The organism is Luteimonas sp. R10, assembly GCF_045689605.1.
GTDB lineage: Bacteria > Pseudomonadota > Gammaproteobacteria > Xanthomonadales > Xanthomonadaceae > Luteimonas.
Window position 1 is genome coordinate 3,227,569 of the sequence record NZ_CP141262.1, and the last position, 26,421, is coordinate 3,253,989.

The window sequence follows — 26,421 nt, forward strand, 5'->3', positions numbered from 1 at the left end:
CGCGCTTCACCCGGCGGACGCGGTCGCGGCCGGCGTGGACCCCGCGATCCCGGCCCGGGCTCGCGCCGCAGGCGCGGCGAAACCGGCGACCGGGAACCCGCCCGCCCGCAGCAACCCGGCGGTCTCGAACAGCGGCAGCCCCACCACCCCCGAATAGCTGCCCGCCAGGTGCGCCACGAACGCCTCCGCACCGCCCTGGATTGCGTAGCCGCCGGCCTTGCCCATCGGCTCGCCGCCGGCCACGTAGGCGGCGATGTCGGCCTCGGCGAGCCCGGCGAACGTCACCTCCGTGACCGACACCGCCTGGCGCTCGCCCGCGGCCGAGCACAGCGTCACCGCCGAGACGACGGTGTGGGTGCGGCCGGACAGACGTCGCAGCATCGCCGCGGCGGCCTCGGCGTCGCGCGGTTTGCCGAACACCTCGCCGTCGAGCACGACCTCGGTATCGGCGCCGAGCACCGCCGTCTCCGGCGCATCGCCCAGCGAGCGCCAACCGGCGACGGCCTTCTCGCGCGCCACCCGGCAGACGTACGCGCGCGGCGTCTCGCCGGGGACCGGCGCCTCGGGAACGTCCACGTCGAGCGGCGTGAACGGCACGCCGAGCCGGGCCAGCAGTTCGCGGCGGCGCGGGGATTTCGAGGCAAGATGTAGCATCCGGACAGGATAACCCGCGGCCCCGCCGCGACCCGCTTTCATCGTCGATCGACCCCGTTTCGGCTCACGACCCGTTCACTGGTTGGACTCGACCCTGTTCCCATCGATCCAGGAGATCCGCATGACCCGCCGCTTCCTGTTGCCCCTGCTGCTCGCAGCCCTGCCAGCCGTTCCCGCCATGACCGCCAACGCCCAGACCTCCATGCCCGAGACCACCCGCGCCGCCGCTGCCGCCGACGGCACCCTGCTGTCCGTCTCCGCCCAGGCCGAAGCCAGCCGGGTCCCGGACGTGGCGACGCTGTCGGCCGGGGTCGTCACCCAGGCGACGGACGCCAACGCCGCGCTGCGCGCCAATGCCGAACGGATGAACGCGCTGATGGCCGCGATCAGGGCCGCCGGCATCGCCGAAAAGGACGTGCAGACCAGCGGCCTCAACGTCCATCCCCAATACCACCACAGCGACAACGCGGCGCCGACGATCACCGGCTACCAGGCCAGCAATACCGTCAGCCTGAAGGTGCGCGATATCGCCGCCCTCGGCGAAGTGCTCGACGCGCTGGTCGCCAGCGGCGCCAATCAGGTCAACGGCCCGAGCTTCGAGATCGACCAGCCCGATGCCGTCTACGACGAGGCCCGCCAGGCGGCGCTGCAGAAGGCGCAACAGCGCGCGCGGATGTACGCCCAGTCGCTGGGCATGCGCGTGCGCCGGATCGTCAGCATCAGCGAGGGCGGCGGATTCATGCCGCCGCCGCGGCCGATGATGCGGATGGAGGCGGCCGCAATGGACATGGCCTCCAGCCCGGTCTCGCCCGGCCAGACCACGCTCACCGCCAATCTCGACGTCGTCTTCGAACTGGAGGACTGAGATGACCGCGGAAAAGGACAAGGGGAAGGACAAGAGCCTTCCCGCCGGCCGCGACGACGACAAGTCCGGCTATGCCGAACGCGAGCCGCGGGACCGCGACGACGCCCGCAACGTCGGCAAGCGGAAGCCGATCGATCCGGACGAGGGCGGCCTGGAGCGCGATCCGGAGAGCGATCCGGATCCTGCCGACGACTGATCTCCAAGGACACGGGCGGGCCGTGCCGTTGCGACCACCGGTCCGCCGGATCGCACCGTACGTCCTGCCGCCGCTTGCCGTGGGTCCGGCGCCGGCGCAGCGTGAAGACGCTGTCGAGCCGGTCGCCGGATGCGCCCCTCGCCTTGACCCCGCACCCGCCGCCCGGCCGTTGTCCGTCATGCACGACAACCCAGGAGGTGGATCATGGTCCCGCAGCACGCCCACGCGCACGCCCGTCCGTCCCGCCCGCACCCCGACCCGGTCCGCATCGCCGGCATCAGCGGCACCCTGCTGCTGAACGTCGTCGCCCTGTGCCTGCTGCTGGTCCCGGTGAGCCAGCCGCAGCTGCTGGCGCCGCCGGAAACCCGCAACATGGAGTTCCGCTGGATCGAAGCGCCGGAGCTGCCGCCGGACCCGCCGCCGATCGTCGAGACCGTCCCCGAGCAGACCCCGCCACCGCAGAGCCGCGCCCTGGCGCCGCCCGAGATCGCGGCGCCGGCGATCCAGCCGGTGGTCGTCGACCAGGGCCTCCTGCCGGCCGAACCGGTGACCGCGCCGGCGGCGGCGGAGACCGCCACGATCGAACCCGCCAGCGGTCCGGTATCCGGCATGCGCCTGGCCTACGCCAGCGCCCCGGCGCCGCGCTATCCGCGCGAGGCGATCATCGGCGGCCTGCAGGGCACGGTGCTGCTCGAGGTGCTGGTGGACGTCGACGGCAGCCCGCTCGAGGTGCGCATCCACCGCAGCAGCGGCCACCGCGTCCTCGACGACAGCGCGCGCCGCCACGTGCTGCGCAACTGGCGCTTCCAACCGGCGACCCGCGACGGGCAGCCAGTGCAGGCGATCGGGCTGGTGCCGATCGACTTCAACCTCGACCGCGGGTGAGCGCGCCGGGCAGCCCTTCCGCCACGGCGAGACAAGCCCCGTCGCCACGGGCGGTGCCAGTAAATAGCTCGCACCTCAAGCCAAAGCGTGAGGTACCGGTCCATCGTGACGGGCTTGGCTATTGATTTGCACCGCCCGTGGCGACGGGGGGGCTTGCCTCGTCGCCACGGAGACGGTTGCCCTCGCACCCAGCTCAGGCGCGGTGGTACGGATGGTTGGCCAGCAGCGCCGCGGCCCGGTACAACTGCTCGGCGGCGATCAGCCGCACCAGCATGTGCGGCAGGGTCAGGGGCCCCAGCGACCACTGCTCGTCGGCGCGCGCCAGCACCTCGGGCGCGTGGCCCTCGGGCCCGCCGATCAGCACCGCGAGATCGCATCCCAGCCCGCGCCAGTGCTCGAGCCGCTGCGCCAGCTGTTCCGAGGTGTAGCCGCGGCCGCCGCCGTCCAGCGCCACCACGTGGGCCTGCTTCGGCAGCGCCGCGAGCACCCGGGCGCCCTCGTCCTGCATCGCGCGGGTCGCATCACGGTTCTTGCCGCGCAGCCCCGGCGCCACCTCGACCAGTTCCAGCGGCAGCCAGTGCGACAGCCGCTTGCGATACTCGGCGAACCCGTCGGCGACCCAGGCGGGTGCGCGTTCGCCGACGGCGATCAGTCGAGCCTTCATCCGTTAGCCGAGGAACGAGAAACTAGTGGACGGGCTCCGCAGAACACTCGTTCCTCGTTCCTCGTTCCCCGTTTCTCTTTTCTAGCTTTCCGGCGGCTGGTCGCCGACCGTCCACAGGCGCTCGAGCGCATAGAACTCGCGCACCCGCGGCAGCATGATGTGGACCACCACGTCGCCGAGGTCGACCAGTACCCACTCGGCCTCGCGCTCGCCCTCGACGCCCAGCGGCTGCACGTCCAGGCGCTTGGCGTACTTCACCACCTCGTCGGCGATCGACTTGACGTGGCGGCTGGAGGTCCCCGACGCCACCACCATGTAGTCGCAGACGCTGGTCTTGCCGCGGACGTCGATCTCGACGGTGTCCCGGGCCTTGAGCTCCTCGATGGCCGCGCGCACCTGCTCGAGCAGGACTTCGACGGGCGGCGGCGGATTGGGCAGGCGGGTCTTGATGACTTGGGCGGGACTGGTCAAAGCGCTGGACTCTGGAATTTTCGCGGGAAATTATAGCGGAGACGCCGTGTCGGCACCGTCACGGTACAGTCGGTGGCGGTCGATGTAGTCCGCCACGGGGTCCGGTACCAGGTGCCGCCATGGCCGTCCCCCGGCCAGACGCCGGCGCAGGTCGGTGGCCGATTCGCCGCTCAGCGGCTGCCGCAGCCGCAGGATCCGTCCGCCCGGCGCCGCCGAGAGCGCCGCCGGATCGTCGACCAGGCGCCCGGCGACCTGTTCCGCCAACACCGCGGGCAGGGCCTGGTCGAGCGGGCTGCCGGCGCGCTCGGCGACGACGAAATGCGCCAGATCGAACAATGCGCGCCATTCCTTCCAGGCCGGCAGGCCGACGAAGCTGTCGGCGCCGACCAGCAACGCCACCGGCCTTGCCGCCCCGCCCTCGCCCGCCCGCAGTTCGCGCAGGGTGGCGACCGTGTAGCTGCGGCCGTCGCGGGCCAGTTCGCGCCGGTCCACGCGCAGATCGCGCTCGCCGGCGACGGCCAGCCCGAGCATCGCCGCCCGGTGCCGGACGTCGGCGCCGGGCGGCGGCCGATGCGGCGGGTCCGCCGCCGGCATCAGGTGGATGGCGCAGCGCAGGCGGTCGCGCGCGGCGCGCGCGATCGCCAGGTGCCCGTTGTGCACCGGATCGAAGGTGCCGCCGTACAGCACCAGCAACGATCCGGGGCCGGCATCGGCGGGTGCCTCGCTCACATGCGTTCAGCCACGCTGAAGACGGCTCTTCCCATCTCAGTGCTTCTCGACCAGGGCCGCGGCGCGGGGCTCGGCCACCGCCAGCAGCAGACGTTCGAGCGCCTGCCAGGGATCGCCGGCGGCGCGGCCCTTGGCGATGCGATCGATGCGCCCGGCCTCGGCCAGGAAGCGTTCCCAGCGTTCGACGCCGTGGCGCTGCAGCGCGCGCCGGAACACCGCCTGCTTCGATTCCCATACCCGCTGCGCCCGGAACTCGGACGCCAGGTTGCCGCTGCGCGCCTGCACCTGCGCCAGCGCGGCCGCGCGCTGCAGTTCCATCACCACCATGCCCATCAGCGCCGGCACCGCCGCGCCCTCGGCGCGCAGTCCGGCGAGCATGCGCGCAGCCGGCGCGGCCTGGCCGTTGAGCGCGGCGTCGATCAGCCGGAAAACGTCGAAACGGGCCGCGTCGGCGACCAGCGCCTCCATCCGCGCCACGTCCAGCGGCGTGCCGTCGCTCAGCAGCGCGAGCTTGTCGACCTCCTGCGCGGCCGCCAGCAGATTGCCTTCGACCAGCTCCGCCAGCCGCTGCACCGCGTCGCGGTCGGCGGCCACGCCGCGGCTGCGCAGGCGGCGCTCGATCCAGTCCGGCATCTCGTGCGGCTTCACCGCCCAGGCCACGACGACGTGGCCGATGCGCCCGATCGCCTCGCTCCACTTGCCGCCGTGCTGGCGGCTCCACTCGCCGCCGGTCACCAGCAGCAGGACGTCGCCCGGCGGATCGGCGCAGAACTCGGCGATCACCGCCGCGCCGTCCTTGCCCGGCTTGGCGGTGGGCAGGCGCAGTTCGACCAGGCGCCGGCTCGCGAACAGGCTGGGCGCGCGGAAGGTCGCCTGCAGCGCGCCCCAGTCGAAGCCGCGCCCGTCGGCGTCGAAGATCTCGCGCTCGACGTAGCCCTGCCCCCGGGCATGGGCGCGCAACGCGTCCGCCGCTTCCAGGACGCGCAACGGTTCGGGGCCGGCGATCAGGTACGCCGGCCGCAGCGGCTCGTTGCCGAGCTGGCCGGCCAGGCGCTCGGGCGTCAGTTCCATGGCGAAGGGGCTGCCCGCATCCGCACGGCGACCGCGATCACGGCATCGGCTGACGCGAGGCGCCGTCGATCCGGCGGATGATCGATGCCGTCATCTCGCGCTCCATCTCGCGGCTGAGCAGGTCGCGCTCGCTGTCGGTGCCGGTGAGATTGTCCGGACTGGAGACGTAGTCGCGCGACAGCTCGACCGCCTGTTGCGGCACGATGTCCTCGCCGTCCGCGCCCTGCAGCCGGAACACGACTGCGTAGCGCAGCGCGTATTCCTGCGCGCGGCCGCGCGCGTCGATGCTGACCGGCGTCGACGCCCAGCGCTCGGAGAGGATGCTCAGGGTCGCGATGCCTTCCTCGGCGCGGCTGCCGCGTCGGACGTCGGCGCCGGCACGCTGCAGCGACAGCGCCAGCGCGTCCGGCAGCGGGCTGTAGGGATCGCGCGCCACCACCTGCACCGGTCCCAGGTCGGGCGGCAGCGACAGCGCGTTGCGCAGGTGGAAGCCGCAGGCCGCGAGGACCAGGGCGAGGACGGCGACGATGGCGGATCGGATCATGGGCGGAGTCTGGACGAGGCGGCAGCGGCCGGCAAGCGGATGCCGGTTCAGGCGACGACGCGCCGATTCAGGAGACGACGATGTTCACGATCTTGCCCGGCACCACGATCACCTTGCGCACGCTGCCCTCGCCGATGAAGCGCGCGACGTTGGGCTCGGCCAGCGCCTGCGCCTCGATCGCCTGCCGGTCGGCGTCCACCGCCGCCTCGATGGTGCCGCGCAGCTTGCCGTTCACCTGCACCGCCAGCGTCACCGCCTCGCGCCGCAGCGCGTCCGGGTCGGGCTCCGGGAACGGCCGGTCCTCAAGCAAAGCCTCGGGATGGCCCAGCCGCTGCCACAGCGCATGGCTGGCGTGCGGGGTGATCGGGTTGAGCAGCAGCACGATCGCCTCGTACGCCTCCTGCCGCAGCGCGCGGCCGTTGGCGCTGGCGTCGTCGAACTTCGCCAGGTGGTTCAGCAGCTCCATCACCGCGGCGATCGCGGTGTTGAAGCTGTGCCGGCGGCCGTAGTCGTCGCCGACCTTGCGGATGGTCTCGTGCAGCTGCCGGCGCAGGGTCTTCTGCGCCGCGGTCATCGCCGCGCGGTCGAGCGCCGACGCGGGGCCCGCCTCGGCGTGCCGCGTCGCCTGCGTCCACAGCCGGCGCAGGAACCGCGACATGCCCTCGACCCCGGCTTCGTTCCACTCCAGCGACTGCTCGGGCGGTGCCGCGAACATCGAGAACAGGCGCACGGTGTCGGCGCCGTACTTGTCGACCATCGACTGCGGGTCGACGCCGTTGTTCTTCGACTTCGACATCTTCTCGACGCCGCCGATCTCCACCGGTCCGCCGTCGGACTTCAACGTCGCGCCGGCGACGCGGCCGCGCTCGTCGCGCACCACCTCGACGTCGGCCGGATTGATCCAGTCCCTCGAACCGTCGGCCTGCACGCGATAGAAGGTCTCGGCGATCACCATGCCCTGGGTGAGCAGGTTCACCGCCGGCTCGTCGCTGGACACCAGGCCGGCGTCGCGCATGAGCTTGTGATAGAAGCGGAAGTACAGCAGGTGCAGGATCGCGTGCTCGATGCCGCCGATGTACTGGTCCACCGGGGTCCAGTAGTCGGCGCGCGCGTCGACCATGTCGGCGGCGCCCGGCGAGGTGTAGCGGGCGTAGTACCAGCTCGACTCCATGAAGGTGTCGAAGGTGTCGGTCTCGCGCTCGGCCGCGCCGCCGCACTGCGGACAGGTGGTCTTGCGCCACTCCGGATCGGCCTTGATCGGGGACTGCACGCCGCCGGCCTTCGCGAACGCCTCCTCCACGTCTTCGGGCAGCACGACCGGCAGCTGGTCCTCCGGCACCGGCACCGCGCCGCAGCCCTGGCAATGGATCACCGGGATCGGGCAGCCCCAGTAGCGCTGGCGGCTGACGCCCCAGTCGCGCAGGCGGAAGTTGACCCGGCGCCCGCCGCGGCCCTCGCGCTCGAGGCGCGTGGCCAGCGCGTCGAAGGCCCGTTGGAAGTCCATGCCGTCCAGCTCGCCGGAATTCACCAGCCAGCCGCGCTCGGTCCAGGCGCCGGCCTCGGCGATGCGGCGCTCGAAATCGCCGACCACCTGCACCGCGGCGCGGGTGTCGTAGGCGTCGATCGCACCGGCGGCGCCCAGCGCGGTGCGCATCGGGTCCGCGTGGCTGCCGACGTCGCGCCCGATCTCGTCGAGCGCGTCGCGCACGTCCGCCGGCACGACGACCATGCGGATCGGCAGGCCGTAGGTCCTGGCGAACTCCCAGTCGCGCTGGTCGTGGCCGGGGACCGCCATCACCGCGCCGGTGCCGTAGCCCATCAGCACGAAATTGGCCACCCACACCGGGATCTTCTCGCCGGTGACCGGGTGGACCGCGCGCAGGCCGGTGTCCATGCCGCGCTTGGCCTGGGTCTCGAGTTCGGCCTCGGACACGCCGCCGCGGCGCAGCTCGGCGATGAAGCCGGCCAGTTCCGGATTGTCGCGCGCGGCGCGCTGCGCCAGCGGATGCTCGGCGGCGATCGACATGAAGGTCACGCCCATCAGCGTGTCCGGCCGGGTGGTGTAGACCGACAGCCGCTCGTCGAGACCGTCGATGTCGAAGGCGATCTCCAGGCCCTCGCTGCGGCCGATCCAGTTGCGCTGCATGGTGCGCACCGGGTCCGGCCAGCCGTCCAGCGTGTCCAGCCCGTCCAGCAGCTCCTGCGCGTAGTCGGTGATCTTCAGGAACCACTGCGGGATCTCGCGCTTCTCGACCACCGCGCCCGAGCGCCAGCCGCGGCCGTCGACCACCTGCTCGTTGGCGAGCACGGTCTGGTCGATCGGATCCCAGTTGACCACCGAGTTGCGGCGGTAGGCGAGGCCCTTCTTCAGCAGGCGCACGAACATGCGCTGCTCGTGCACGTAGTAGTCCGGCGAGCAGGTGGCGAACTCGCGGCTCCAGTCGATCGCGTAGCCGAGCGATTTCAGCTGGCCGCGCATGTGGTCGATGTTGGCGTAGGTCCACTTCGCCGGCGCGGTCCGGTTCTTGATCGCGGCGTTCTCGGCCGGCAGCCCGAACGCGTCCCATCCCATCGGCTGCAGCACGTTCCTGCCGGTCATGCGCCGGTAGCGGCTGATCACGTCGGCGATGGTGTAGTTGCGCACATGGCCCATGTGCAGCGCCCCGGACGGATACGGCAGCATCGCCAGGCAGTAGAACTTCGGCTTGTCGGAGTTCTCGTCGACCTCGAAGGCCCGGGTCCGCTGCCAGTACTGCTGGGCGGCGGTTTCGACGGCGTCGGGCTGGTAGGCGGATTCGGGAGCGGGAGACGCGTCGGACACGGCGGGGGTGCTGGCGATCGGGGACCGGCAAGCCTACCGCAGTGCAACAGGCGCCGCCACGCGGCGCCCGTGGAGCCGAACCCGCCCGGCCGCGCAAGCCCCGTGGAGCCGAGCTTGCTCGGCTGCGCGGGCTTCGTAGAGCCGAGCTTGCTCGGCTGCGCGGGCTCCGGAGCCGGAAGCAGCGGAGCAAGCTCCGCTCTACCGGGGCCGATAAGGCTCGACCGGGCCGTCGACGGTTCCCGATCGCGGGCGGCGGCTGTGGTTCAATCACGCCTCGCCAACCGGAGCCCGCCATGTCCGTCGCCACCTTCCGCCGCGCAGTCGCGGCCCTCGCCCTCCTGCTGCCGGCCACGGCCGTCGCCGACGACGCCGTCCCCGGACCGGGTCCGGTGCAGGCGCTGCGCTGCGGCAAGCTGTTCGACTCGCGCGGCGGACGCATGCTCGGGCCGCATACGGTGCTGGTGCGCGACGGCCGCATCGAGTCGGTGTCGAGCGGCCGCGCCGAGGTGGCGGGCGCCGCCGAGATCGACCTCGGCGCCCACGTCTGCCTGCCGGGCTGGACCGACCTGCACGTGCACCTGGGCTCCGAGTCCAGCCCGCAGAGCTACTCCGAGGGGTTCCGCCTGGACCCGGTGGACTTCGCCTTCCGCGCCGTCGGCTATGCCGAGAAGACGCTGATGGCCGGCTTCACCAGCGTGCGCGACCTCGGCGGCGAGGTCGCCCCGCACCTGCGCGACGCCATCAACCAGGGCCTGGTGAAGGGGCCGCGGATCTTCGCCGCCGGCAAGTCGATCGCCACCACCGGCGGCCACGCCGACCCGACCAACGGCTACAACTCCATGCTCTCGCACCTCATGGGCCCGCCGGGACCGACGGAGGGGGTGATCAACTCGGTCGAGGACGCCCGCCAGGCCGTGCGCCAGCGCTACAAGGACGGTAGCGACGTGATCAAGATCACCGCCACCGGCGGCGTGCTCAGCTACGCCCGCTCCGGCGACGCGCCACAGTTCATGACCGACGAGATCCGCGCCATCGTCGAGACCGCCAACGACTACGGCTACCGGGTCGCCGCGCATGCCCACGGCACCGAGGGCATGAAACGCGCGGTCGAGGGCGGCGTCACCAGCATCGAGCACGGCACCCACATGAGCGACGAGGTGATGCGGCTGATGAAGCAGCACGGCACCTGGTACGTGCCGACCATCTACGCCGGCCGCTTCGTCGCCGACAAGGCCAAGGAGGACGGCTATTTCCCCGAGATCGTGCGGCCCAAGGCGGCGACCATCGGCGCGCAGATCCAGGGCACCTTCGCCAGGGCCTACAAGGCGGGCGTGCCGATCGCCTTCGGCACCGACATGGGCGTCGGCCCGCACGGCGACAACGCGCGCGAGTTCCTCTACATGGTCGAGGCCGGCATGCCCGCGGCCGAAGCCTTGCAGGCCGCGACGGTGCGCGCCGCCGAGGTGCTGGGGGTCGACGACCAGGGCGTGATCGAGGCCGGCCGGCGCGCCGACATCATCGCGCTCGCGGCCGATCCGCTCGAGGACATCGAGGCGGTGCTGGACGTGCGTTTCGTGATGAAGGACGGCGAGGTGTTCCGCGCGCCCGCGGCGCGATGAGCGGCGCCAGGCAGTCCTTTCCGCTGCGGCGAGAAACGGGCCGTCGCCACGGCCAATAGCCGAGCCATCACATGAACCGGTGCCTCATTCCTGCTTGAGGTGCGGGCGATTCATTGACACCGCCCGTGACGACGGGGCTAGCTTCACCGCAACGGACAAGGCTGCCTGGCGCGGTTTCGCGCGCATCTGGCACCATCTGCCCCTGAACGCATTCCGGAAACCATGATGCCCGCCGAATCCACAACGCCCCACGTCTTCGACGCCACCGCCGCCAACTTCGAGACCGACGTCCTGCAGAAATCGCTGCGGACGCCGGTGCTGATCGATTTCTGGGCGGAGTGGTGCGGCCCCTGCAAGACCCTCGGCCCGATCCTGGAGAAGCTCGCCGCCGACTACAACGGCGCCTTCGTGCTGGCCAGGGTCGACGTCGACAGGGAACAGCAGCTCGCCGCCGCGTTCCAGGTGCGCTCGATCCCGACCGTGTTCCTGCTGGTCAACGGCCAGCCGGTGGACGCGTTCCCCGGCGCGTTGCCGGAAGGCGAACTGCGCGAGTTCCTCAAGCGCCACGGCATCGAACCGGCGGCGCCCGCGCTGGCCGGCGTGGACGTGGACGGCACCGGCGAGGCGCCGCCGCCGCCCGATCCCCATGCCGAGGTCCTGCGCCTGCGCCAGGCGACCGCGGCCGAGCCGGACCAGGCGGAACTCAAGCTCGACCTCGCCCTGGCCCTGCTGCGCACCGGTGCCGCGGACGAGGCCGAGCGGCTGCTCGACGCCCTGCCCGCCAACCTCGCCACCGACGACCGCTGCGTGCAGGCGCGCGCGCGCCTGGGCTTTGCCGCGATGCTCGAGGGCGCGCCGCCGGCGGAGGCCCTGGAGGCCGCCATCGCCGCCGACCCGGACGACCTGCGCGCGCGCCACCTGCTCGGCGTGCGGCACATCGTCGGCGGCGATGCCGAGGCCGGGCTGGAGCAGTTCATCGAGATGCTGCGGCGCGATCGCGACTTCGACGACGGCCTGCCCAGGCGGGCGCTGATCGACGCCTTCCGCGTGGTCGACGATGCGGCGCTGGTCGGGCGCTACCGCAGGCGGATGGCGTCGCTGCTGTTCTGAGGACGAGCAACGAGTCGAGAGGAACGAGAAACGAACAAGCGCCTAGCTCTCAACCGTTCCTCGTTTCTCGTTCCTGGCGCTCGTCTCCACCCACGGACCGTCCAACCGCCATGAAGCCCTCCACCCTGCGCCGGATCATGAACCTGTGGCCGCCCTTCCTGTTCTCCGGGATCCGGGTCGTCGAGGTCGCCGCCGACTGGCGGCGCGCACGGGTCGAGCTGCGGATGCGGCCGTGGAACCGCAACTACGTCGGCACCCATTTCGGCGGCAGCCTGTTCTCGATGACCGATCCGTTCTGGATGATCCTGGTCAAGGAATGCCTGGGCCGCGACTACTACGTCTGGGACAGGGCGGCCGAGATCGAGTTCATCAAACCCGGCCGCGGCACCGTGCACGCCACGTTCGCGCTGGAGGGGCCGACGCTCGACGCCATCCGCGCCGCCACCGCCGATGGCGACAAGCACCTGCACTGGTTCGACACCGAGGTGATCGACGGCGAAGCCGGAGTGGTCGCCCGCCTGCGCAAGCAGGTCTACGTGCGGCGCAAGCCCGGCCGCTGAGCGCCGATTGGCATCGATCGCTGTACGCGCCCACTGTGCTCTGAAGCTGGTCAGGACGCAGGCTCCTGCAGGTCCGGCGGCAGGGGAACCTGCCAGTACCCGCCATGCCCGGTCTCGAACAACTGGATGCGAAGCGCGCGACCGTCCTCTGCGATTTCCACTTCCCGCGTCGGGCTCTTGTAGGCATCAGGCCGCCGGTCGATGCGTTCGGCCAGGGGGCGCCGGTTCTCCCCGCCCGCTCGCAGCCACAAGAGGGTCGCCACCAGCTTCAGCTTGGCCCCATGATCCTGCGCGCGGAGCTGATAGGGCTGGTACGCCGGCGCGGCAATGTTCGCCAGGATGCAGCCAACGGCGTTGCCGACGCACTCCAGCCGCAGCAGACCGGGCTCCTGCCGCGCACCGGCCCCGGCGCGGTCGGCAGCCACCCTCTGGAGTTCCTCCGGTGCACAGAACGACGCGAAGCTACCGGCCATTTCCGCACGGGTCATCTCCACATCGAGCAGTACCGGCCACAGCAGGTTATCCAGGACGCTCGAAGCCGGGTCGTCCGCCTCGCGCAAGGCCGACACGGTGCCGGTCGAATAGGCGAACTCACCGCGCATCGGCTCACACAACCACAACTCCTCGGCAGGAGGTGGCTCGAAAGCCGCGGCGCATCCGGCCGGCAATGGGTGGTCCATCGGAAGTTCCGCCAGCATGTCGGCCAGGAGTCCGGCCGCACCGGTCGAATAGGCGATGCCGATCATGCGCATGACGAGCGAATCCGAATGGCCGCCGAGCCGTCGCCACGTCGAAACGTCGCGGCAAGCGCCGGCCAGCGCAGCGTCGACCTCTCCATGTACGAACTGGACGGCATGGCGGGTCAGCAGTGCCCTGCCGTGCTGCAGCTCCGGGAACGGCACCTCCAGTCGCAGTGGCAGCAGGCTCCGATAGTGGTCGTAGCCCGACAACGCCTCGATGCGCTCGAACAGCCGGGAGTTGCGGGCCGCCAGCGCGCGATAGACGTCGGGCGCCGCCCGGACCCGAAGCAGGCAGTCTCGTTCCCGGGGCCGGCAAAACAGCTTCTCGTCCTCGTCCGACGGCCTGAGATCCCGATAGCGCTCGTGCGCGACGGTGCGCAGGTCGATGAGACCAACCTCGGCAGGATCATCCGCAGTCGAGCGAAGGCGCGCCCGCATGCGTTCGACGTCCTCCGCCGCAACCGCTTCCTGCTCGGCATTCGGCACGTCATAGGGCAGCAGCCACAGCGCCGGAAAGGCGTTGCGGCCCTCGGGCTGGGGGCTCGAGGCCATCAACTGCAGCGCGTGCCGCTGGACTTGCGTCGGCCCGCGCAGCCGCGATCCGCTCCACAGCAACGCCAGCGCCGCCAACAGGGCCAGCAGCACGATCCCCGCACGTCGCAACCAGCGCCGCATCCTTCCCCTTTTTCTCTTCCATGCCCTGGATTCAGTCTACCCGCACTTTCCGGAACGCTCGTTGCCGGGCATGCGTAGCGTGGCTCCGCGCCCCGCCCCGGGGAGTCCCTCCACCGCCTCGCGGTGTCCACGGCTGGCGCCTCCGAATCCGGATCGGCGGGTTACGCGGCAACGTGATCAGGATTCACAATCCGTAGTCACCGGATCGCTATGCTGGCGGGCGAACAGGGGGTTGGAATGCAAGACGCACCAGGCCAGCGCGACGCCTCGCCGTTGCCGGAGATCGCCGGTTACCGGCTGCTGCGCGTCATCGCCCACGGCGGCATGTCGACCGTCTACCTGGCCAGGCAGGAGTCGCTCGGCCGCGAGGTCGCGATCAAGGTCATGCGCCCCGAGGCCCTGGCCGACGAGGTCAGCCGGCGCCGGTTCGAGAACGAGGCGCGCACCATCGGCCGGCTCGAGCACCCGCACATCGTCGGCATCTACCAGATCGGCCGCACCGTCGACGACCTGCCCTACTACGTGATGCCGCACATGCCGCGGGGCCACCTGGGCCAGCGCGATCTCGGAGGCGACGAGGCGCGGGTCCGCGCAATCCTGCGCGCGTTGCTCTCGGCGCTGTCCTACGCACACGCGCGCGGCGTGATCCATCGCGACGTCAAGGCCGAGAATGTGCTGTTCGACGAAGCCGAACGACCGCTGCTGGCCGACTTCGGCATCGCCCTGCGCCGCGGCTACGGCAGCCGCGTCACCAGCGCCGGGCTCGCGCTCGGCAGCACCGCCTACATGGCGCCCGAGCAGGCCCGTGGCGACGAGGTCGACCCCCGCGCCGACCTCTACAGCGTCGGCGTGCTGGCCTGGGAACTGCTGACCGGGGAACTGCCGTACAAGGCGGGCGACGCGCTGTCGATGGCGGTGATGCACGCGCAGGATCCGGTCCCGCGGCTGCCGCGGCACCTGCGGCACTGGCAGCGCTTCATCGACCGGGCGATGGCCAAGGGACCGCTCAGGCGCTACCACGACGCCGACGAGATGCTGCGCGCGCTCGATCGGGTCTCGCTGCGCGGGCCCGGCCGCACCGTCGCGCTGCAAGACGCGCTGCGGGCGCTGCCGGCGAGGCTGCGGCGCCTGCCCAGGGCCGCCTGGGTACTGTCCGCGCTGGGCTTGGCCGCGGTCATCGGAATGGCGCTGCGGCAGACCGAGCCCGTCGCCGCCGAGGGATTCTTCCGGGCGCGGCCGGCGAGCACGGAGGCCGCCGGCGTGGGATCGGCCACGCCGGACGCGACGCGTATCGGCGTGCTCGCCAACCCGGAAGATGCGCTGCTGCGGGCGGCCCCCGAATCCGAGGCCAGCAAGCTCATCGCCGCGGCCGAACGCCAGACGGCGGCGCGGCGGCTGTACCGGCCGAAGCACGACAACGCCTACGACAGCCTGGTGGCCGCGGCCGCGGCCGATCCGGGCCACCTGCAATTGCCGCAGGCCGCGACGCGCCTGGCCGCGGCGCTGGCGGCCGAGGCGGACGGAAGGATCCGCGCCGGCGACGCCGCGGGTGCCGTCGAACCGTTGCAGCGGATGGCGCGGCTGTCGCAGCGGATGCCGGGAGGCGAGATCCCCGGCCTGGCGAAGCTGCGCCGCGACGCCGCTGCCGCGATCGCGGCGCGCATCGATGCCGAAGCCGAGCGCTTCGATCGCAAGCAGGCGCTGGGCCTGGTCGATCTCGCCCGCGCGGCCGCGCTCGACCCCGCAGACGTCGCAGCGCTGCGCAAGCGTGCGATGGCGATTCCCGAGGTCGGCCAAACGCTACCCGGCGACCCCTCCGGCATGACCGTGATGCGCAAGGGCGATGGCGCCTACGCGATGGCCCGGCGCGCGGTCAGCCGCGACGAGTACCGCCGCTTTGCCGAGGCGACCGGCCGCGAACCCGCGCTCTGCCGCGAACGCGCCTCGGTACTGCGCGTGTTCTCGCCGCGCGACTGGACGTCGCCCGGCTACGAGCAGAGCGACAGCGATGCGGTGGTCTGCGTGTCCTGGGCCGACGCCGAGGCCTACGCGCAGTGGCTGAGCCGGAAGACCGGCCACCGCTATCGCCTGCCCACGGCATCCGAGGCGCGTGAACGGGCGCACGAGAGCGGTGCGACGCCGGTGGCGGAGTGGCTGCTCGACTGCGCGGGCGACTGCGGGCGACGGGCGGTGCGCGGGACCAGCTGGCGACGCGCCGCCGCGGCGCGCGACGGCGACGCCGGACGCGGCTACGACGATGTCGGCTTTCGGCTGGTGCGCGAGCCTTGAGGAGTGGCGTGGTTCGTGATTCGTGGTTCGTGGTTCGTGATTCGTGATTCGTGATTCGTGATTCGTGATTCGTGATTCGTGATTCGTGATTCGTGATTCGTGAAAAGCTTAGCGGTCTTCGCTCGTCATCCCGGCGCCGGCCGGGATCCAGTCCGCAGAAGCCCGGCCATTGCGGGACCACGGCAAAGGCAGCTGGACCCCGGCCGCGCCGGGATGACGAGCGGCCAGCCTTTCTCGAATCACCAATCACAAATCACCAATCACGCCCCCCCAGACCGCCCCGACGGCTCCGGTAAGATGCGCCCATGCCGTCCTCCCCTTCGCTCGCGCGCCGCCTGCAGCGGCTGTTCCTCACCGGCCTGCTGACGCTGCTGCCGATCTGGCTGACCTGGGTGGTGGTCAAGTTCGTGTTCGTGCTGCTGGGCGATGCCAGCAAGCCGTGGGTGGGGCCGGTGTCGCGGCGGATCGCCGCCTGGTTCCCGGATTCGCTGGGCTGGTTCGATGCGCTCTGGGTGCAGAACGCGATCGCGCTGCTCGCCACGCTGGCGCTGATCTTCGTCTCCGGCTGGATGGCCCGGCGCGTGGTCGGCCAGCGCCTGCTGGGCTGGTTCGAACGGCTGGTCGCGCGCATTCCCCTGGCCAGCGTCATCTATTCGAGCGCGCGCAAGCTGCTCGACATCCTGCAGACCAAGCCGGGCACCACCCAGCGCGTGGTGCTGATCGACTTTCCGCATGCGCAGATGAAGGCGGTCGGCTTCGTCACCCGGGTCATGCGCGAGCACGGCAGCGATCGCGAGCTCGCCGCCGTGTACGTGCCGACCACGCCCAACCCGACCTCCGGCTATCTCGAGATCGTTCCGGTGGAGAAGCTCACGCCGACGGACTGGACCGTGGACCAGGCGATGGCCTTCATCATCTCCGGGGGCGCCTCCGCGCCGGACACCATTCCCTTCACTCCGCCCGCCGAGCGTCCGCCGGCGTGAGCGCGCACCTGCTCGACGACCGCGCGACGCGGTTGTTCATCGCCCTTGCGGCGTTCTTCTGCGTCAACGCGGTGCTGGCCGAGTTCATCGGGGTCAAGATCTTCTCGCTGGAGGGCACGCTCGGCATCGACCCGCTGCAATGGAACCTGTTCGGGCAGAGCGGCGGCCTGAGCTTCACCGCCGGCACCCTGCTGTGGCCGATCGTCTTCGTTTTCACCGACGTGATCAACGAGTACTTCGGCCGGCGCGGCGTGCGCCTGATCTCGTGGATCGCGGTGGCGCTGATCGTGTACGGCTTCTGTTTCGCCTTCGCCGCCATCGCGCTGGCGCCGGCCGACTGGTGGGTCACCGCGGTGCGGCACCAGGGCGTGCCGGACTACCAGGCCGCATTCGCCGCGATCTTCGGCCAGGGCATGTGGACGATCGCCGGCTCGGTGGTGGCGTTCCTGGTCGGCCAGCTGGTCGACGTCGCCGTCTTCCACCGCATCCGCCGCGCCACCGGCGAGCGCATGGTCTGGCTGCGCGCGACCGGCTCGACCGCGGTGTCGCAGCTGATCGACAGCTTCGTGGTGATCTGGATCGCCTTCGTGCTCGGCCCGCAGCAATGGCCGACCTCGCTGTTCCTCGCGGTCAGCTCCGTCAACTACGGCTACAAGATGCTGGCGGCGATCGCGCTGATCCCGCTGCTGTACCTGATGCGGCGCGCGATTCGAGGCTACCTGGGCGAGGCCCGCGCCGCCGAGCTGCGCGCGCAGGCCGCGCAGGACTGAGTGCCATGTAGGAGCGGCTTCAGCCGCGACCAGGTGTCCGGAACCACCGATTGCGCGGGGTCGCGGCTGAAGCCGCTCCTACGGGAGTGCCATCGCGGCGGAATGACCTTTGACCCTTGCCGGCCGGCGGCGGCGGCCCGAGGCTGCCGCCTTTCCCCGCCCGGAACCTTCCGAATGGCCGTCCGCCCACTCGCCCTCTCCATTTCCCTCGCATTGGCCGCCGCGCTGTCGGCCTGCGGACCCCCGACCACCACCGATACCGCGGAACGCAACGCGGCCGCGACCGCGCAGGCGCCCGCCGGCGACAAGGCCGCGCAGCTGGCCACGCTCTACGAAGGGTTCTGGGAGGAGAACCTGCAGCTCAACCCGATCCAGGCCACGTTCCAGGGCGACCATCGCTACGACGACCAGCTGCCCGACTCCGGCTCCGCGGAGTACCGCCGGCAGATGCACGAGTTCAACGATCGCTGGCTGCGCCGGGTCGAGGCCATCGGCGAGGAGGGTCTGGAAGGCCAGGACCTGCTGAGCTACCGGATCTTCGTGCGCGAACGGCGCGATGCGCTCGAAGCCGAACGGTTCCCGGACTGGATGCTGCCCGTCAACCAGATGGGCAGCCTGGTCACCTATGCGGTCATGCTCGGCTCCGGCTCGGTCGCGCAGCCGTTCAAGACGGTCGAGGACTACGAAAACTGGCTGGCGCGCGCCGGGCGCATCCCGGTGCTGATCGATACCGAGATCGCCAACATGCGCGCGGGTGTCGAAGCCGGCGTCGTGCAGCCGCGCGTGGTCATGGAGAAGGTACTGCCGCAGATGGACACGGTGATCACCGAAAAGCCGGAGGACAGCCAGTTCTGGGGCCCGATCGCCAACATGCCGGAGGACTTCTCCGAAGCCGACCGCGAGCGCCTGGCCGAGGCCTACCGTGTCCTGATCGGCGAGCAGCTGATGCCGGCGCTGCGCAAGCAGCGCGCCTTCATCGCCGACGAGTACCTGCCGGCCACGCGCGACACGGTCGGCCTGGATTCGCTGCCCGAGGGCCAGGCCTGGTATGCCTTCTCCGCCCGGCAGAGCACGACCACCGACCTGTCGCCGGCGCGGATCCACCAGATCGGCCTGGACGAGGTCGCCCGCATCCACGGCGAGATCCGCAAGGTGATGGCGGACGTCGGCTTCGAGGGAACGCTGCAGGACTTCTTCGCCTTCATGCAGACCGACAAGCGGTTCGAGTTCGAGTCGGAGGAGGCGCTGCTCGCGCACTACCGTGCGCTGGAGGACAAGGTCAACCAGCGGATCCCGGAACTGTTCTCGCTGACGCCGGAAGCCGGCTTCGAGATCCGCCCGGTGGAACCTTTCCGCGCCGAATCCGCGGCCGGCGGCTCCTACATGTCGCCGAGCGAGGACGGCAGCCGCCCGGGCATCTTCTACGTCAACACGTTCGACCTGCCCACGCGGAAGACCTGGGACGCGGAGGACCTGTTCCTGCACGAGGCGATCCCCGGGCACCACTTCCAGCTCGCCTTGCAGCAGGAACTGGAAGACGTGCCGGCGTTCCGCCGCTTCGGCGGCGAGACCGCCTTCATCGAGGGCTGGGGCCTGTACGCCGAAGGGCTGGGCAAGGACCTGGGCGTCTATACCGACCCCTACAGCTACTTCGGCCGCCTGCAGGGCGAACTGTGGCGCGCGGTGCGGCTGGTGGTCGACACCGGCCTGCACAGCAAGGGCTGGACCCGGCAGCAGGTGCTCGACTACATGTTCGAGAATTCCTCGGTCAGCGAGCCGGACGCCGTCGCCGAGGCCGAGCGCTACATCGCCTGGCCGGGCCAGGCGCTGGCCTACAAGATCGGCGAGCTGAAGATCAAGGAACTGCGCGCGAAGGCGGAAGCCGAACTCGGCGACCGCTTCGACATCCGCGCCTTCCACGCCGAGGTGCTGAAGGACGGCTCGGTGCCGCTGGACGTGCTGGAAGCCAAGATCGACCGCTGGATCGCCGAGCAGGCCTGATCCGGACCGCCGCCATCCAACCCGTAGAGCGGAGCTTGCTCCGCTGCTCCACGCACCGGAGCCCTCCAAAGAGCAGCGGAGCAAGCTCCGCTCTACGGGGATCGGCACGAAGAAGGCCGGCATTGCCGGCCTTCTTCATTGCGCATCCCTGCGACCGGGTTCAGGCGCGCGAATCACGCCGTGAACCGCTGCCGGACCTGCCGCCGCCGCGGTGCTGCTTCGGCCCGGCATGCGGCTGCGCGCCGCGCGCCTGCGGCTTGCCGTGCGCGCGATGCGCCGGCTTGCCCGCGGCACGAGCCTGCGGGCGCTGCCCCTGGCGCTGGCCGCCACCGCCGTTCTTCGGGATCGGCGCGTTCAGATCGATCGGCCGGCTCGGCGCAAAGCCTTCCACCGTGTCCATCACGATGTCGGCCTTGAGCATGCGCTGGATCTGGCGCAGCAGGCCACCCTCCTCCGGCGCCACCAGCGACAGCGCCTCGCCCGAGGCGCCGTTGCGGCCGGTGCGGCCGATGCGGTGGATGTAGTCCTCGGCCACCATCGGCAGGTCGTGGTTGATCACCAGCGGCAGGTCGGGGATGTCGAGCCCGCGGGCGGCGACGTCGGTGGCCACCAGGATCCGCGCCTTGCCGGTCTTGAACGCGATCAGCGCCTTCTGCCGCTGCGCCTGGCTCTTGTTGCCGTGGATCGCCACCGCCGGCAGGCCGGCCGTTTCCAGCTGCTCGGCGAGCCGGTTGCAGCCGTGCTTGGTCTTGCCGAACACCAGCACCCGCTCGGTGTGGCGCGCGGCCAGGATCTCGACCAGCAGGTCGCGCTTGCGCGCCGAGTCGACCGGGTGCACGCGATGGGTGATGGTCTCGGCGATGGTGTTGTTGGCGGCCACCTGCACCTGCTTCGGGTCGCGCATGAATTCCAGCGCCAGCGCCTTGATCCGCGGCTCGAACGTGGCCGAGAACAGCAGCGTCTGCCGCGCCTTCGGCACCCGCGCCAGCACCCGCTTCATCGCCGGCAGGAAGCCCATGTCGAGCATGCGGTCGGCCTCGTCCAGCACCAGGATCTCGACCGCGTCGAGCTTGGCATGGCCGCTTTCCATGTGGTCGAGCAGGCGGCCCGGGCAGGCCACCAGGACGTCGACGCCGCGGCGCAGGTTCTCGATCTGCGGCTGCATGCCGGCGCCGCCGAAGACCGTGGTCACGTTGAGGCGCAGGTGGCGGCCGTAGGCTTTGAGGCTGTCGCCCACCTGCACCGCCAGTTCTCGGGTCGGCACCAGGATCAGGGCGCGCGGCTTGCGCGGGCCCTTCGGCGGGGTCTCCTTGGCCAGGCGCTGCAGCAGCGGCAGGCCGAAGGCGGCGGTCTTGCCGGTGCCGGTCTGGGCGCCGCCCAGCAGGTCGTGGCCGGCCAACGCCAGCGGGATGGCCTCGGCCTGGATCGGCGTGGGCACGGTGTAGTTGGTGTCGGACAGCGCGCGCAGCAGCGCGGGCGAGAGCCCGAGGGTTTCGAACGTCATGATGTGGGAACTCCAAGAAGTCGCGGCGCAGGAGTCCGGGAACACGCGCGCGGTGGCGTCATGTCCGGCCGGACGGCCGTGACGGCTTACTCGGAGCTATCCAGAACCGCGCTGCGAGTAATGGGTGACGGCACGGAAAGGCTCCGGGCCGTGTCTGCGCGACGAAGGACGTGCGGGATAAGGGCCGGGGCACATGGCCGCGGCGGGTCTACCAGGATCGTCTCCGCCCGAAGGCGGGGGCAACCGTGTTGCAGGACGCCGCGGAGTCTACGCGAGGCCGGTCCGGAGCGCCAGCACGGGCCTCGTCGCCCGTTCAGCCATCGCGGCCATCGCCCTATTCGACAATTCCCGCGCGCAAATGCCGATGCCATGCACCATGCCCATGCCCTGTGGGAACAATCCGTCTTATGGGGTGCGGCTCCGCTCGTCGCGACTGCCCGGCGGCGGCATGCCGCCGCCACTCCCACAAGGGAGTGCAACGACGATCGTGGGGCGATGGCGGTCGCGACTTCATGTCATCGGGTATGCCGCAGGTCCTCGTCCTGGTGGGAACCCGCGGCGCGGACGATGCCCAGCGCGCGGCGCAACGGCTCGCGGTAGCTGCGGCCGGACGTCATGCAGACGCCGTTGCGCAGCCGCAGCCAGTACTGCGCGGCGCCGTAGGGCTCGATCTGGTCGACCATGTCGATGCGCACGATGCGCGAACGGTGGATGCGTACGAACCATCGCGGATCCAGGCGTCGCAGGAAGCCGGCCATGGTCTCGCGCAGCAGCAGCGTGCGGTCCTCGAGGTGCAGTTCGAGATAGTTGCCCTGTGCCCGCACGTACTCGATGTCGGCGACGCGGATCATGCGCAGGCGCTGGCCGTCGGGCACCGCCAGGCGCTCCGGGTAGCCGGCCGCCGCCGCCGGCGCGGCGGCGTTCGCGGCCAGCCGTTGCCGCACCCGTGCCACCGATTCGCGCAAACGCGCCGGCGCCACCGGCTTGACCAGGTAGTCGATGGCGGAGGCGTCGAACGCCTGCAGCGCATGGACCGAGTACGCGGTGACGAACACCACCAGCGGGCGCCGCGCCGGCGGCAGGCGCTCGAGCATGGCGAAGCCGTCGGCATGCGGCATGCGCACATCGAGAAAGGCGACGTCGACCGCCGTTTCCGCGAGCCCGGCGGCGGCCTGTGCGCCGTCTGCGTACTCGGCGATCACGTCGACGTCGCCCTCCGCCAGCAACAGCCGCGCCAGCCGCGCCCGCGCCAGCGGCTCGTCGTCGACGATCGCCGCGCGCACGCGCGGGCTCATGCCGCCATCTCCCCGGGCGGGCACGGCAGCCACAGCCGCACGGTGGTGCCGCCATCCGCGCCCGGGCCGATCCAGAAGCCGTGGCGGTCGCCGAACAGGTACGTCAGCCGCGACCGGATGTTGCGCAGTCCGGTGCCGTGCCGGGGCGTGGCCGCGGCATCGGCGCTGCCGTCGTCGCCCACTTCCAGCCACAGCCGCCCGCCTTCGCGCCGGATCGCGATCCGCAGCAGCCCCGGCGCGCTCTTCTCGGCGATCGCGTGCAGGATCGCGTTTTCGGCCAGCGGCTGCAGCAGCATCGGCGGCACCGGCAGGTGCTCCAGGCCGGGCTCCACCCGCCACTCGAGCCGCAATCGCTCGCCCAGCCTGGCCTTCTCGATCTCCAGGTAGTGCCGCAGCAATTGCAGCTCCTCGTGCAGCGGCACCAGCTGCGAACGCTGGTGATCGAGGCTGCTGCGCAACAGCTCGCCCAGGCCGACCAGCATGCGGTCGGCGGCATCGGCGTCGCGGTGCACCATCTCGGCGATCGAGTTCAACGCGTTGAACATGAAATGCGGGTTGAGCTGCGCGCGCAACGCATCCAGCCGGGTCTCGGTCAGCCGCGCCTGCAGCTGCTCGGCCTCGCGTTCGCGCGCCAACGCCCGCCGCGCGTACAGCCAGGCGTGGGCGACGCCGACCATCAGCCAGACCAACAGGGCGTTGTTGCCGAAGCTGGTCCACAGCAGTTCCACCACCCCGGGCAGCTGCTGGTACCAGCCGATCCAGGGGTTCAGCGCCGCCACCGCGGCCGCGCGCAGGACCACGATCAGCAGCACCAGAGCGGTCGCGGCCATGGTCGAGCGCAGCCATCGCTCGCACTCGATCGGCCAGCGCCGCACCCACCACAGCAGCAGCAGCGTCAGTGGAATCCACATCAACCCGGACGCGAGGCCGAGCCGGAGCGCGTGCGCGGCGGGCATCACCCTGCCCTCCGGATCTTCCATGCCCAACAACTGCGCCGCCAGCAGCAGCCCGTACAGCGTCCAGCAGCCGACCACGGCGGCGAGGAGCTTGAGCGGGTTGCGGCGCATGGCGGCATGCTGCGACCGGCGGCCGACGCTTGCAACCGCACCGGTGCCGTTCGTCACCGCCGGCGTGCGGTTGGTCCCGGCGCGATTGCCGCCAAGGGCGCAGCGGTCGATGTTCGAGCCCCGATCCCGCCCGGAGAAGCCCCATGTACGCCCATCTGCGCCTCACTGCGATCGCAGCCCTGCTCGCCGGCACTGCACTGCCGTCCACCGCGGCCCCGCCCGCCGGCGCCGAAACGATGTCCTGCCCACCGGTCGAGACGTTCGCTCCAGGCGTGATCAACGACGATCACTGGCAGTGGCGCATCAGCTTCAGCCGGTCCCGCCTGCGTGCGTTCTGGTCGACCAGCGTGGGCTGGTGGCCGGGCACCCGCGAACGCGCCGTGATCATGACCGCCTACCGCCTGCCGCCGGAGCGCTGGAGCCAGCCGGTCGTCGCGCCGTTCTCCGGCGTCCATGCCGATATGGATCCGTTCGTCGCGCCGGACGGACGCACCCTGTACTTCTCCTCGATGCGTCCGCTCGACGGCGCCGAACGCGAAGACATGGATCTCTGGATGGTCCGGCGTACCGGCAACGGCTGGGGCCAACCGGTACACCTCGGGCACGAGGTCAACGCCGACGGCTACGACGAGCTGTATCCGAGCGTCGACCGGCGCGGCAATCTCTACTTCGCCCGGGTCGAGGCGCCGGTGCCGGGCGGGGACGTCGACATCTGGCGCAGCGAACGCCGCGCGGACGGCAGCTTCGGGCCGCCGCTCAAGCTGGGGCCCGGTGTCAACACGCCCGAGCGCTGGGAATACAACCCGGAGATCTCGCCCGACGGCCGCACCCTGCTGTTCGCCCGCCTCGACCGGCCCGACGACGGGCTTCCCGACCTCGGGCACGGCTGGGGCGACTTGTACGCCAGCCGCCTTGGGCGCGAGGGCTTCGCCCCCGCCCGCAACCTCGGCCCCTGCATCAACAGCGCCGCGGACGAATATCATCCGACGATGCTGTGGGAGCGCCAGGAACTCTATTTCGTCCGCGACGCCGGCGCGCCCGGCGCCTTCCACCGCGTCCGGCTGCGCCTGCCGCGCTGACGACGACCGGCGGCGCCACGCCCGCGCCGCCTCGGCGCCATCGCAAGGCCGCCCGGGTCGTGCCGGCCGGCCGGCCGGGTTCATCCACTACAATGGCCGCCGTGCAAGTACAGGCGCCGGCATTTGAAGCGTAGCCTCCGCAATCCCCCGCCAACGGACGGCCACGGAATCCGCCGGGCAGCGCCGATCCGGCCCATCCGGTTGGCATGGCTGTTGCCGATGCTGCTGGCCCTGCTCGCCAGTACCGCCGCATCGGCCGAGGAATGGCGCTACCGCGTCCGCCCCGGGGACACGATCTGGGACCTGAGCCGGACCTACCTGCGCCACGACGTGCGCTGGCAGCGCCTGCAGGCGCACAACGACGTCGAGGATCCGTGGCAGATGACGCCCGGCACCCAGCTGCGGATCCCCGTGTCCTGGCTGCGGGTACAGCCCGCGAAGGCGACCGTCATTGCGCTCCGTGGCGAAGCCACGGCCGCGCCCGCGGATGCGCCCGACGAGGCCGCGCCGGTCGCACCGGACATGCGGTTCGGCGCCGGCACCGTCCTGCGCACGGCACCGGACGCCAATCTCACCCTGCGCTTCGCCGACGGCTCGCGCCTGCTGCTGCATGGCGACAGCGAACTGCACCTCGACAAGCTCAGCGCCTACGGCGCCACCGGCATGGTCGATACGCGGATGCGGCTGGTCCACGGCCGCACCACCAACTCGGTCGAACGTGCGCGCGGGCCGGCGTCGCGCTTCATCGTCGATACCCCCGGCACCATGGCCACCGTGCGAGGCACCGAGTTCCGCGTCGCCCGCGACGCCGAGCACACCCGTTCCGAGGTGCTGGACGGGCGCGTGGGGGTCAGCGGCGGCGGTCGCGCCGTGGTACTCGATGCCGGCCAGGGCACCCTGAGCGACCGGGACCGCCGGCCGTTGCCGGCCACCCCGCTGTTGCCGGCCCCCGACCTCTCCGGCTGGCCCGACGAGTTGCGACGCATGCCGGCCGCCGTGGACTGGCCGGCGGTGGACGGCGCAGCGGGCTACCGGCTCCAGATCGCCGCCGAAGCGGAATTCCTGGCGCTGTTGCAGGACACGCGGGTCGACGCGCCCCGTGCCGAGGTGGCGATACCCGGCGATGGCGACTTCCACGCCCGGGTGCGGGCGGTCGACGCCCGGGGCCTGGAAGGCCACGATGCCGTCCGCGGCTTCCGCATCTCCGCGCACCCTCCCCCGCCTTTCGCGATCGCCCCGGTCCAGGACGACAGCACCGCCGGCCCGCGCCCGCGATTTCGCTGGACCCGGAGCGAAGGCGGTGCCGAGCGCTACCGGTTGCAGGTCGACCGCGACCCGGTATTCGCCGCGCCCCTGATCGATCGGGAGGGGCTGCGTCGCACCGAACTGCGCGCGCCCGACCCATTGCCGCCGGGCGAGTACTACTGGCGCGTCGGCGCGACCGACGCCGACGGCAAGCACGGCCCGTTCGGCGATCCGGTGCGCTTCGTCCTCCACGAGGCGGAGCCGGGGCCGGCGATCGGCGAGGACGGCATCGAACGCAGCAAGCGCGACCTGCACGTCCGCTGGCCCGCCGGCGGCGACGACCAGCGCTATCACTTCCAGCTGTCCCGCGACGCCGACTTCGCGAGCATCGAGCTCGAACGCACCCTGGACACCAACCAGATCGCGCTGCCGGGACTGGGCTCGGGTACCTGGTACATGCGCACCCGGCTGATCGACAGCGATGACTACGCGCATCCGTTCGGCCCTGCCCAGAGCGTGAAGATCGGGTGCCTGCCGTGCCGGATCGCGCTGGGCGCCGGCCTGTTGCTGCTGGTGCTCTGAGC

23 protein-coding genes are annotated in these 26,421 nt (G+C 71.3%); 12 read left to right on the forward strand and 11 right to left on the reverse strand.

Annotated elements, in window-relative coordinates; all coding sequences use genetic code 11:
• Nucleotides 1-6: 6 nt before the first annotated feature.
• Nucleotides 7-654: a Maf family protein gene (locus tag U3649_RS14100; RefSeq protein ID WP_407351942.1), complete on the reverse strand. Its 648-nt coding sequence runs from the start codon at nt 652-654 to the stop codon at nt 7-9.
• 121 nt (nt 655-775) lie between these two features.
• Here U3649_RS14100 and U3649_RS14105 point away from each other — a divergent pair, with 121 nt between their 5' ends.
• The 3 genes from U3649_RS14105 (at nt 776) to U3649_RS14115 (ending at nt 2,600) form a co-directional block, all read left to right on the forward strand.
• Nucleotides 776-1,519, forward strand: coding sequence for an SIMPL domain-containing protein (locus U3649_RS14105; RefSeq protein ID WP_407351943.1), 744 nt, complete (start codon nt 776-778; stop codon nt 1,517-1,519).
• Nucleotide 1,520: 1 nt separating this feature from the next.
• Nucleotides 1,521-1,715, forward strand: a complete 195-nt coding sequence (locus U3649_RS14110; RefSeq protein WP_407351944.1) for a hypothetical protein — start codon at nt 1,521-1,523, stop codon at nt 1,713-1,715.
• 204 nt (nt 1,716-1,919) lie between these two features.
• Complete coding sequence (locus tag U3649_RS14115; RefSeq protein WP_407351945.1) at nt 1,920-2,600, forward strand: energy transducer TonB; 681 nt, start codon at nt 1,920-1,922, stop codon at nt 2,598-2,600.
• Nucleotides 2,601-2,793: 193 nt separating this feature from the next.
• Here U3649_RS14115 and rlmH read toward each other — a convergent pair whose 3' ends face one another.
• The 6 genes from rlmH to leuS form a co-directional block, all read right to left on the reverse strand.
• A complete protein-coding gene (gene rlmH / locus U3649_RS14120) occupies nt 2,794-3,264 on the reverse strand; it encodes a 23S rRNA (pseudouridine(1915)-N(3))-methyltransferase RlmH (protein ID WP_407351946.1) in 471 nt (156 codons plus the stop codon).
• A gap of 81 nt (nt 3,265-3,345) precedes the next feature.
• Complete coding sequence (gene rsfS / locus U3649_RS14125; RefSeq protein ID WP_407351947.1) at nt 3,346-3,735, reverse strand: ribosome silencing factor; 390 nt, start codon at nt 3,733-3,735, stop codon at nt 3,346-3,348.
• 30 nt (nt 3,736-3,765) lie between these two features.
• On the reverse strand, nt 3,766-4,464 hold the full coding sequence (gene nadD / locus U3649_RS14130; protein ID WP_407351948.1) for a nicotinate-nucleotide adenylyltransferase: 699 nt from the start codon (nt 4,462-4,464) through the stop codon (nt 3,766-3,768).
• Nucleotides 4,465-4,500: 36 nt separating this feature from the next.
• Nucleotides 4,501-5,535 carry a DNA polymerase III subunit delta gene (holA, locus tag U3649_RS14135; RefSeq protein WP_407351949.1) on the reverse strand — a complete coding sequence of 345 codons (1,035 nt, stop codon included), beginning with the start codon at nt 5,533-5,535 and terminating at the stop codon, nt 4,501-4,503.
• A gap of 37 nt (nt 5,536-5,572) precedes the next feature.
• Complete coding sequence (lptE, locus tag U3649_RS14140; protein ID WP_407351950.1) at nt 5,573-6,079, reverse strand: LPS assembly lipoprotein LptE; 507 nt, start codon at nt 6,077-6,079, stop codon at nt 5,573-5,575.
• Nucleotides 6,080-6,146: 67 nt separating this feature from the next.
• On the reverse strand, nt 6,147-8,900 hold the full coding sequence (gene leuS, locus U3649_RS14145) for a leucine--tRNA ligase (protein WP_407351951.1): 2,754 nt from the start codon (nt 8,898-8,900) through the stop codon (nt 6,147-6,149).
• Between the two features lie 293 nt (nt 8,901-9,193).
• On the opposite strand from leuS, the gene U3649_RS14150 reads away from it, so the two are divergent.
• The 3 genes from U3649_RS14150 (at nt 9,194) to U3649_RS14160 (ending at nt 12,189) form a co-directional block, all read left to right on the forward strand.
• Nucleotides 9,194-10,519 carry an amidohydrolase family protein gene (locus U3649_RS14150; RefSeq protein WP_407351952.1) on the forward strand — a complete coding sequence of 442 codons (1,326 nt, stop codon included), beginning with the start codon at nt 9,194-9,196 and terminating at the stop codon, nt 10,517-10,519.
• Nucleotides 10,520-10,744: 225 nt separating this feature from the next.
• Nucleotides 10,745-11,629: a thioredoxin gene (gene trxA / locus U3649_RS14155; RefSeq protein ID WP_407351953.1), complete on the forward strand. Its 885-nt coding sequence runs from the start codon at nt 10,745-10,747 to the stop codon at nt 11,627-11,629.
• A 110-nt stretch (nt 11,630-11,739) separates the two neighbouring features.
• Nucleotides 11,740-12,189, forward strand: coding sequence for a DUF4442 domain-containing protein (locus U3649_RS14160; RefSeq protein WP_407351954.1), 450 nt, complete (start codon nt 11,740-11,742; stop codon nt 12,187-12,189).
• Between the two features lie 50 nt (nt 12,190-12,239).
• Here the strand turns inward: U3649_RS14160 and U3649_RS14165 are convergent, their stop codons facing one another.
• Nucleotides 12,240-13,604: a hypothetical protein gene (locus U3649_RS14165; protein WP_407351955.1), complete on the reverse strand. Its 1,365-nt coding sequence runs from the start codon at nt 13,602-13,604 to the stop codon at nt 12,240-12,242.
• 237 nt (nt 13,605-13,841) lie between these two features.
• Between U3649_RS14165 and U3649_RS14170 the strand changes: the two genes are divergently transcribed.
• The 4 genes from U3649_RS14170 (at nt 13,842) to U3649_RS14185 (ending at nt 19,647) form a co-directional block, all read left to right on the forward strand.
• Nucleotides 13,842-15,893, forward strand: a complete 2,052-nt coding sequence (locus U3649_RS14170) for a bifunctional serine/threonine-protein kinase/formylglycine-generating enzyme family protein (RefSeq protein ID WP_407351956.1) — start codon at nt 13,842-13,844, stop codon at nt 15,891-15,893.
• A gap of 305 nt (nt 15,894-16,198) precedes the next feature.
• Nucleotides 16,199-16,876, forward strand: a complete 678-nt coding sequence (locus U3649_RS14175) for a DUF502 domain-containing protein (RefSeq protein ID WP_407351957.1) — start codon at nt 16,199-16,201, stop codon at nt 16,874-16,876.
• On the forward strand, nt 16,873-17,646 hold the full coding sequence (locus U3649_RS14180; RefSeq protein WP_407351958.1) for a queuosine precursor transporter: 774 nt from the start codon (nt 16,873-16,875) through the stop codon (nt 17,644-17,646). The genes U3649_RS14175 and U3649_RS14180 overlap by 4 nt, the downstream gene beginning before the upstream one ends.
• Nucleotides 17,647-17,820: 174 nt before the next feature.
• Nucleotides 17,821-19,647 (forward strand): DUF885 domain-containing protein, encoded by a 1,827-nt coding sequence (locus U3649_RS14185; RefSeq protein WP_407351959.1) that lies wholly within the window; start codon nt 17,821-17,823, stop codon nt 19,645-19,647.
• 160 nt (nt 19,648-19,807) lie between these two features.
• On the opposite strand, the gene U3649_RS14190 is transcribed toward U3649_RS14185, so the two are convergent.
• The 3 genes from U3649_RS14190 to U3649_RS14200 all read right to left on the reverse strand — a co-directional run bounded on the left by U3649_RS14190 (nt 19,808) and on the right by U3649_RS14200 (nt 23,513).
• The gene (locus U3649_RS14190) at nt 19,808-21,151 is read right to left on the reverse strand and encodes a DEAD/DEAH box helicase (RefSeq protein ID WP_407351960.1); all 1,344 of its coding nucleotides are present in this window, start codon (nt 21,149-21,151) and stop codon (nt 19,808-19,810) included.
• Nucleotides 21,152-21,666: 515 nt separating this feature from the next.
• Nucleotides 21,667-22,446, reverse strand: a complete 780-nt coding sequence (locus U3649_RS14195; protein ID WP_407351961.1) for a LytR/AlgR family response regulator transcription factor — start codon at nt 22,444-22,446, stop codon at nt 21,667-21,669.
• The gene (locus tag U3649_RS14200) at nt 22,443-23,513 is read right to left on the reverse strand and encodes a sensor histidine kinase (RefSeq protein ID WP_407351962.1); all 1,071 of its coding nucleotides are present in this window, start codon (nt 23,511-23,513) and stop codon (nt 22,443-22,445) included. Before U3649_RS14200 ends, U3649_RS14195 begins: the two co-directional genes overlap by 4 nt.
• Nucleotides 23,514-23,656: 143 nt before the next feature.
• Between U3649_RS14200 and U3649_RS14205 the strand changes: the two genes are divergently transcribed.
• Both U3649_RS14205 and U3649_RS14210 read left to right on the forward strand, forming a co-directional pair.
• On the forward strand, nt 23,657-24,592 hold the full coding sequence (locus tag U3649_RS14205) for a TolB family protein (RefSeq protein ID WP_407351963.1): 936 nt from the start codon (nt 23,657-23,659) through the stop codon (nt 24,590-24,592).
• A gap of 201 nt (nt 24,593-24,793) precedes the next feature.
• A complete protein-coding gene (locus tag U3649_RS14210) occupies nt 24,794-26,419 on the forward strand; it encodes a FecR domain-containing protein (protein WP_407351964.1) in 1,626 nt (541 codons plus the stop codon).
• Nucleotides 26,420-26,421: the final 2 nt, after the last annotated feature.